At 77.5% G+C, this 9,571-nt stretch carries 1 protein-coding gene; it reads left to right on the plus strand.

Translation table 11 applies throughout. The features are described from left to right. Positions 1–35: 35 nt before the first annotated feature. Complete coding sequence (locus PP1_RS00730) at positions 36–9,551, plus strand: type I polyketide synthase (protein ID WP_443217604.1); 9,516 nt, start codon at positions 36–38, stop codon at positions 9,549–9,551. Positions 9,552–9,571: the final 20 nt, after the last annotated feature.

Raw genomic sequence — 9,571 nt, forward strand, 5'->3', positions numbered from 1 at the left:
ACCAGCCGCAGGAATCGCCGGACAAGCACGACAGAATCGTCGACTCGCTCCGCCGGGTCACGACGGATCTGCGCCGTGCCCGCCGCCGTATCGACGAACTGGAATCGATCGGGAACGAACCGGTCGCGATCGTCGGAATGGGCTGCCGGTTGCCCGGCGGCGTCGATTCCCCGGAATCGTTGTGGGATCTGGTGTCCTCCGGTGGCGACGGGATCGCGGAGTTCCCGGGCGACCGCGGCTGGGACCTCGACGCGCTGCGGGGCACCGGCGAGGGCGGCAGCGCCACCGCCCGCGGCGGGTTCCTCGACGACGCCGCCGGGTTCGACGCCGGGTTCTTCGGGATCTCCCCGCGCGAGGCGGCCGCGATGGACCCGCAGCAGCGGCTGCTGCTGGAGGTCTCCTGGGAGGCCCTCGAACGCGCCGGGATCGACCCCACCTCGCTGCGCGGGAGCCCGGCCGGTGTCTTCGTCGGCTCGTACCACTGGGGCAGCCCGTCCGCCGACGCCGGCACCGAGCTGGGCGGGCACGCCCTGACCGGCACCGCCGCGAGCGTCCTGTCCGGGCGGCTCTCCTACACGCTCGGGCTCGAGGGCCCCGCGGTCACCGTGGACACCGCGTGCTCGTCGTCGCTGGTCGCGCTGCACCTGGCGGCGCACTCGCTGCGCAGCGGTGAGTCGTCGCTCGCCGTCGTCGGCGGGGTGACGATCCTCGCCGACCCGTCGGTCTTCGTGGAGTTCAGCGCCCAGGGCGGGCTGTCGGTGGACGGGCGCTGCAAGGCGTTCTCCGACGACGCCGACGGCACCGGCTGGGCCGAGGGCGTCGGCGTGCTGGTGGCGGAGCGGCTCTCCGACGCCCGCGCCAACGGGCACCGGGTGCTCGCCGTCCTCCGCGGCTCCGCGGTGAACCAGGACGGCGCCTCGAACGGCCTGACCGCCCCGCACGGGCCGTCCCAGGAACGCGTCATCACCCAGGCACTGGAGCGGGCCGGGCTCACCCCCGCCGACGTCGACGCCGTCGAGGCGCACGGCACCGGCACCCGGCTCGGCGACCCGATCGAGGCCCAGGCGATCCTCGCCACCTACGGCCGCGACCGCGACGCCGGGACACCGCTGCACCTGGGCTCGCTCAAGTCCAACATCGGCCACACCCAGGCCGCCGCCGGCGTCGCCGGCGTGATCAAGATGGTGCAGGCGCTCCGCCACGGGGTGCTGCCGCCGACCCTGCACGCCGCCGAGCCGTCGTCGCACGTGGACTGGTCGGCCGGGTCGGTGCGGCTGCTCGACGAGCGCACCGCGTGGCCGGAGACCGGCCGCCCCCGGCGGGCCGGGGTGTCGTCGTTCGGCATCAGCGGCACCAACGCCCACGCCGTGCTGGAGCAGGCACCCGCCGAGGAGGAGACCGGGGCGGGGGAGCGCCCCGACGGCGTCCTCGCGTGGGTCCTGTCCGGGCACACCGCGCAGGCCCGCCGCGACCGGGCGGCCGCGCTGCACGCCCGGCTGCGCGACGACAGCACCGCCGGCCCGCACGACGTCGGCCACGCGCTGCTGGCCACCCGCGCCCGGCACGAGCACCGGGCCGTCGTCGTCGGTGCCGGGCGCGACGACCTGCTCGACGGGACCGGGGCGCTCGCGGCCGGGACGCCCGCCCCGCACGTCGTGCACGGTGCCGCCGACGTCGAGGGCCGCACCGTGTTCGTGTTCCCCGGCCAGGGGGCGCAGTGGCTCGGGATGGGTGCCCGGCTGCTCGACGAGTCCCCGGTGTTCGCCGCGCGGATCGCGGAGTGCGCCGGCGCCCTCGACCCGGTCACCGGCTGGTCGCTGCACGACGTGCTCCGCGGCGCCGACGGCGCGCCGGACGCGGAGCGGGTGGACGTGCTGCAGCCGGCGTCGTTCGCGGTGATGGTCGCGCTCGCGGCGCTGTGGCGCGCCCACGGTGTGGAGCCGGACGCGGTGGTCGGCCACTCGCAGGGCGAGATCGCGGCGGCCGTCGTGTCCGGTGCGCTGTCGCTGCACGACGGGGCCCGGGTCGTGGCCCTGCGCAGCCGGGCGATCGGGCGGTCGCTGGCCGGGCGGGGCGGCATGATGTCGATCGCGCTGCCGGTCGACGCGGTGTCCGGCCGGTTGGAGGGGTACGCGGGCCGGGTCTCGGTGGCCGCGGTCAACGGACCGCGCTCGGTCGTCGTCTCCGGCGAGCCGCAGGCGCTCGACGAGCTCGGCGCGGTGCTCGACGGCGAGGGGGTCCGGGTCCGCCGCGTCGCGGTCGACTACGCCTCGCACTCGCACCAGGTCGAGGACCTGCGCGGGGAGATCCTGGAGACCCTCGCGGGCCTGTCCCCGCAGGCGTCCGCGGTGCCGCTGTACTCGACGCTGACCGGCGACCTGCTGGACACGTCCACGATGGACGCCTCCTACTGGTACGAGAACCTGCGCAACCGCGTCCGGTTCGCCGACGCCGTCGGCGCGCTCGCCGCGGCCGGGCACCGGGTGTTCGTCGAGTCGGCCGCACACCCGGTGCTGTCGACGGCGGTGCAGGACGCGCTCGACGACGCCGGCATCACCGGTGTCGCCGGTGGGACGCTGCGCCGCGACCAGGGTGGCCACGACCGGTTCCTGCTGTCCGCGGCGGAGCTGTACGTCCGCGGGCTCGACGTCGACTGGACGGTCCTGTTCGACGCCGGCGCCGCGGCCCGGGTGGACCTGCCCACCTACCCGTTCCAGCACGAGCGGTACTGGAGCACCCGGACCGCGACCGCCGCGGCCCCGGACACCGGCGCGATGGACGCCGAGTTCTGGACCGCCGTCGAGCAGGCCGACCTGCCCGCCCTGACCGCCGCGCTCGGCACCGACGAGGCCTCGGTCGCCGCGATCCTTCCCGGGCTGTCGGCCTGGCGCCGGTCCCGCGCCGACCGCGCGGACGTCGACGCCTGGCGCTACCGCGTCGAGTGGGCGACGGCCCCGCAGCCGCCCCGCACCGGACCGACCGGTGACTGGCTGGTGGTCTCCGCGACCGGCACGGACCCGGCTGACGTCGCCGGTGTCCTGGCGGGCCACGGCGCCGGCGTCCGTCCCCTCGTGCTCGGTGACGACGACACCGACCGGGGCCTCCTGCGCGCCCGGATCGAGGACGCCACCGCAGGCGGGGAGATCACCGGTGTGGTCTCGCTGCTGGCCGCCGCCGAGGACGACGACCCCCGCCACCCCGGCCTGACCCGCGGTCTCGCCCTGTCGGTGGCGCTCGTCCAGGCACTCGGCGACGCCGGGTCCGACGCCCCGCTGTGGCACCTCACCCGCGGCACGGCCACCGCCGCGCCCGGCGACACCGTGACCCGGCCGCTGCAGAGCCAGGTCGCCGCGCTCGGCTGGACCGCCGCCGTCGAGCACCCGCACCGCCGGGGCGGCACCGTCGACCTGCCCGAGCTGCTCGACGCCCGGACCGGCGACCGGCTCGCCGCCGTCCTGGCCGGGCGGCTCGGCGACGAGGACCAGCTCGCCGTCCGCCCGTCCGGCGTCCTCACCCGCCGCATCGTCCGCGCCGGCCGCGGCGGCCGGGCCCCGGCCCGGAACTGGAGCCCCCGCGGCACCACCGTGGTGACCGGCGGGTCCGGCACCCTGGCCCCCGACCTGGCACGGCGGCTGGCCGCCGACGGCGCGGAGCACGTCGTGCTGCTGTCCCGCCGCGGCGCCGACGCCCCGGGCACGGCCGCGCTGCTCGCGGAGCTGGCCGACGCCGGCACCGAGGCCGAGGCGGTCGCCTGCGACATCACCGACCGGGCCGCCGTCGCCGCGCTGCTGGACCGCCTCGCCGCGCAGGGCCGCACCGTCGGCACCGTTCTGCACACCGCGGCGGTGATCGGGCTGGCCGCGATCGCCGACACGACCGTGGACGAGTTCGCCGAGGTCGTGCACGCCAAGGTGACCGGCGCCCGGATCCTCGACGAGCTGCTCGACGACCCGGACACCGACCTCGTCCTGTACTCGTCGACGGCGGGCATGTGGGGCAGCGGCGTGCACGCCGCCTACGCCGCGGGCAACGCGTTCCTGTCCGCGCTGGCGCAGCAGCGCCGCGCCCGCGGGCTGCGCGCCACCTCGGTGCACTGGGGCAAGTGGCCCGACGCCGACTCCGGCCGCACCGAGGCCGACCCGCACCGGATCCGGCGCAGCGGCCTGGAGTACCTCGACCCGCAGCGCGCGCTGACCGGGCTGCGCTGCGTCCTCGACGACGACGAGACCGTCGTCGGCCTGATGGACGTCGACTGGGACGTCTACCACGACGTCTTCACCGCCGGCCGTCCCTCGCACCTGTTCGACGCGATCCCGGAGGTCCGGGCCCGGCTCGACCGGGCCGCGGCGCCCGCCGCCGGCCGAGCGGGCGGGGACCTCGCCGCACGCCTGCAGCCGCTGTCCGCGGCCGAGCGCTCCCGGCTGCTGATCACGCTGGTCCGCACCGAGGCCGCCGCCGTGCTCGGGCACGCCTCCGCCGACGCGTTCGGCGAGCGCCGCGCCTTCCGCGATGCCGGGTTCGACTCGGTGACCGCGGTCGACCTGCGCAACCGGCTCGCCGCCGCGACCGGCCTGGTGCTGCCCTCCACCCTGGTCTTCGACCACCCGAACCCCGCCGCGCTCGCGGGCCGCCTGGAGGAGGCCGCGCTCGGCGCCGGGGACGGGGCGCAGCAGCACTCGTCCGGCCCGGCGGGCAGCGCCACCGACGGCGACCCGATCGCCGTGATCGGCATGAGCTGCCGCTACCCGGGTGGCGCCGACACCCCCGAGGCGCTGCTGCGGCTCGCGCTCGACGGCGTCGACGCGATCACCGGGTTCCCCGCGGGCCGCGGCTGGGACGCCGCCGCCCTGCACGACCCCGACCCGGACCGGCCCGGCCGCACCTACTCCGTGCAGGGCGGATTCCTGCACACCGCCGCCGACTTCGACGCCGGGTTCTTCGGGATCTCCCCGCGCGAGGCGACCGCGATGGACCCGCAGCAACGGATGCTGCTGGAGACCTCGTGGGAGGCGTTCGAGCGCGCCGGGATCGACCCCGCGTCGCTGCGCGGCAGCAGCACCGGCACCTTCGTCGGCGCCACCTACCAGGACTACGCGACGACGATGGCGAACGCCGCGGGTGACACCGAGACCCACATGGTCACCGGCACCGCCGCCAGCGTGCTGTCCGGCCGGGTGTCGTACCTGCTGGGCCTGGAGGGGCCCGCCGTCACCCTGGACACGGCGTGCTCGTCGTCGCTGGTCGCGATGCACCTGGCCTGCCGGTCGCTGCGCAGCGGGGAGAGCTCGCTGGCACTGGCCGGCGGCGCCGCGGTGATGGCGACCCCGCAGGCGTTCGTCGGGTTCAGCCGGCAGCGGGCACTCGCCGCCGACGGCCGCTGCAAGCCGTTCTCCGAGGCCGCCGACGGGATGACCCTCGCCGAGGGCGTCGGCGTCGTGCTGCTGGAGCGGCTCTCCGACGCGCGCCGCCACGGGCACCCGGTGCTCGGCGTGATCCGCGGGTCGGCGATCAACCAGGACGGCGCCTCCAACGGGCTGACCGCGCCGAACGGGCCGTCCCAGCAGCGTGTGATCCGCCGGGCGCTGGCCGACGCGGGACTGACCGCGGCCGACGTCGACGTCGTCGAGGCACACGGCACCGGCACCGCGCTCGGCGACCCGATCGAGGCCCAGGCGCTCCTCGCGACCTACGGCCACGACCGGGACGAGCCGCTGCGGCTGGGGTCGGTGAAGTCCGCGATCGGGCACACGCAGGCCGCCGCGGGCGTCGCCGGAGTGATCACGATGATCGCCGCGATGCGTGCCGGGGAGCTGCCCGGCATCCAGCACCTCGACGCGCCGACCAGCCACGTCGACTGGACCTCGGGGGCCGTCGAGCTGCTCACCGGCCGCACCGCGTGGCCGGAGACCGGCCGGCCGCGCCGCGCCGGGGTGTCGTCGTTCGGGATCAGCGGCACCAACGCCCACGTCCTCCTCGAACAGGCGGCCCCCGCCGAGGTGGGGGAGCCGGCCGGTGCCGCGGCGGGACCCGTCCCGTGGGCGGTCTCCGCCCGCTCGGCCGACGCGCTGCGCGCCCAGGCGGCCCGGCTGCGCGACGCCGCCGGGCGCGACCTGCAGGACCCGGCCCGGACCGGGCACGCCCTGGCCACCACCCGCGCCACCTTCGACCACCGCGCCGTCGTCGTGGGGGAGACGCCCGACGATTTCGCCCGCGGCCTGACCGCGCTGGCCGACGGCACCTCCGCGGCCGGGCTGGTCACCGGCACCGCCGCCGAGGACCCCGCCGGTCCCGTCTTCGTGTTCCCGGGGCAGGGCGCCCAGTGGTGGGGGATGGGCCGCGAGCTGCTCGCGACCTCCGAGGCGTTCCGCACCGCGGTCGACGACTGCGCCGCCGCGCTGGCCCCGCACGTCGACTGGTCGCTGCACGACGTCCTCACCGGCGACGGCGACCCGGCGCTGCTGGAGCGCGTCGACGTCGTCCAGCCCGCGCTGTTCGCGATGATGGTCGGCCTCGCCGCGGTCTGGCGCGCCCACGGCGTCGAGCCGGCCGCGGTCGTCGGGCACTCGCAGGGCGAGATCGCCGCCGCCTACGTGGCGGGTGCGCTCGACCTCGACGACGCGGCCCGCGTGGTGGCGCTGCGCAGCCGCGCGCTGCCGCGATTGTCCGGGCGCGGCGGGATGGTGTCGGTCGCGGCGCCCGCCGGCCGGGTCACGGAGCTGATCGCCCCCTGGGACGGCGCGCTGTCGGTCGCCGCGGTGAACGGGCCGTCGTCGGTGGTCGTCTCCGGCGACGCGGGCGCGCTCGACGAGCTGCTGCCCGCCTGCGAGTCCGCCGGGGTCCGCGCCCGCCGGGTCTCCGTCGACTACGCCTCGCACGGCCCGCACGTCGAGGCCGTGCGCGACGAGCTCGCCGAGGTCCTCGCCCCCGTCACCCCGCGCACGCCTGCGGTGCCGTTCTACTCCACCGTCACCGGCGGGCGCCTCGACACCACCGAGGACGGCGGCGTCGACGGCACCTACTGGTACACGAACCTCCGGCACACCGTCCGGATGCAGGACGCGACCGAGGCCCTCCTCGCGGCCGGGCACCGGATCTTCGTCGAGGTCAGCCCGCACCCGGTGCTCGCGGGGCCGATCCAGGAGACCCAGGAGGCGGCCGACCCCGACGGCACCGCCGCCGCGGTCGTGCTGGGCACGCTGCGCCGCGACGAGGGCGGACCCGCCCGGGTGCTGACCTCGCTGGCCGAGGCGTACGTGCACGGCGCCGCCGTCGACTGGACGACGACCCTGCCCGCCACCGGTGGCGGTCACGTCGACCTGCCGACCTACGCGTTCCGGCGCCGCACCTACTGGCCCGAGCCGAAGGCGGACCCGTCGGGTGCCGCCGACGACGCCGCGTTCTGGGACCTCGTCGACGGCCAGGACCCGGCGGCGTTCGCGGACGCGCTCGGCGTGCCCGGCGGCGCACTCGACACCGTGCTGCCGGCGCTGTCCGCCTGGCGCGCCGGGTCCCGCGCCCGCACCCGCGCGAACGACCTGCGCTACCGCGTCGACTGGGCCCCGGTCCCGGAGCCCGCCGCGGGCCCGCCCGCCGGGCGGGTACTGGTCGTGGGCGACGGACCGGCTACCGGCACCGAGGACGACGGGCTGCTCGACGCGTTCGGCCCCGGCGCCGTCCCCGTCACCGACCCCGGCACCGGGCGCGCGGGGTGGGCCGCCGAGCTGGCCCGGCACGCCGCCGACGGCCCGGTCACCGCGGTCGTGGCACTCCCGGACACGACGGGACGACCGCACCCCGACCACCCGGGCGTCCCCGCCGCGCTGGCCCGGACCCTCGCGCTCGTCCAGGCACTCGGCGACGCCGGGGTCACGGCACCGCTGTGGTGCCTGACCCGCGGCGCCGTCGGTACCACGCCCGGAGACGCCGTCACCGATCCCGAGCAGGGCACCCTGTGGGGTCTCGGCCGCGTCGTCGCCCTCGAGCACCCCGACCGGTGGGGCGGGCTGATCGACCTGCCCGCCGGCCCGGACGCCCGGACCGCGCAGCGGGTCGCCGCGCTGGTCGCCGGGGCCGGGACCGAGGACCAGCTCGCGGTCCGCGCCCACGGCGTCCTCGCCCGCCGGCTCACCCACGCCGCACCGGCCGCACCGCGCCCCGGGCGCGGCGGCTGCGACCGCGGCACCGTGCTGGTGACCGGCGGCACCGGCGGCATCGGCGGGCGGACGGCGCTGCGGGCCGCCGAGCGCGGCGCCGGGCACCTGCTCCTGACCAGCCGCCGCGGTGAGGACGCCCCCGGCGCGGCGGCGCTGCGCACCGAACTGGAGGCGCTCGGCGCGCAGGTCACGATCGCCGCCTGCGACGCCGCCGACCGCGACGCGCTCGCCGCCCTGCTGGACGGGCTCTCCGCGGACCTGCCGCTGACGGCCGTCGTGCACTCGGCGGGCGTCGCCGACGGGGACGCCCCCGTGGCGGACCTGACCGTGGAGCAGCTCGACGCGTTGCTGCGGTCCAAGCTGACGGCGGCCCGGAACCTGCACGAGCTCACCCGCGACACCGAGCTGGACGCGTTCGTGCTGTTCTCCTCCGGCGCCGCCGTGTGGGGCAGCGGCGGCCAGCCCGGCTACGCCGCGGCCAACGCCTACCTCGACGCCCTCGCCGCACACCGCCGCGGGCTCGGCCTGCCGGCGACGTCGGTCGCCTGGGGCACGTTCGGCGAGGTCGGCATGGCCACCGATCCCGAGGTGCACGAGCGGCTGCACCGCCAGGGTGTCCCGGCGATGGACCCGGCCGACGCACTGTCCGCGCTGGAGCTGGCGCTCGGCGAGGGCGACACCGCGGTGGCGGTGACGCGCATGGACTGGGAGGTCTTCGCGCCGAGCTTCACCGCGCTGCGCCCCAGCCCGCTGCTGGGCACGGTGCCCGAGGCGGTCGCCGCGCTCGCCGACGGGCAGGCCACGGTCCCCGGTGACACCGGCGCGGACGCGGCCGTCCCACCGCTGCGCGGCCGCCTGGAGGCGCTGCCGACCGCCGAGCGGGCCCGGGCGCTGGTCGAGGCGGTCCGCGGCGAGGCGGCGGCCACCCTCGGCCACAGCGGCACCGACGGCACCGACGGCCCCGACGCGATTCCTGCCGGGCGCGCGTTCCGCGACGTCGGGTTCGACTCGGTGACCGCGGTGGAGCTGCGCAACCGGCTCCGCGCCGGGCTCGGGCTGCCGCTGCCCGCGGCGCTCGTCTTCGACCACCCGACACCCACCGACCTGGCCCGCCACCTGGGGACGCTGTTGTTCGGCGACACCCCCGGCGAGCAGGGCACCACCCGAGCCGACGATCCCGACGCCCACATCCGCGAGGTCCTCGCCTCCGTCCCCGTCGGACGGCTGCGACGGGCCGGACTGCTGGACATGGTGCTGGGCCTCGCCGACGCCGACCCCGGTGCCGCCGACGAACCCGACCCCGACGCGGGCCGGACCGAGGAGCACGGCACGGAGTCCCTCGACGACATGGACGCCGAAGCGCTGCTGCGGCTCGTCACCGAGAACTCGGCGAACTGAACGACAAGCAGGAGATTCTG

Origin of the sequence: Pseudonocardia sp. P1 (genome assembly GCF_000178675.2) — a bacterium.
In the GTDB taxonomy this organism is placed as follows: domain Bacteria; phylum Actinomycetota; class Actinomycetes; order Mycobacteriales; family Pseudonocardiaceae; genus Pseudonocardia.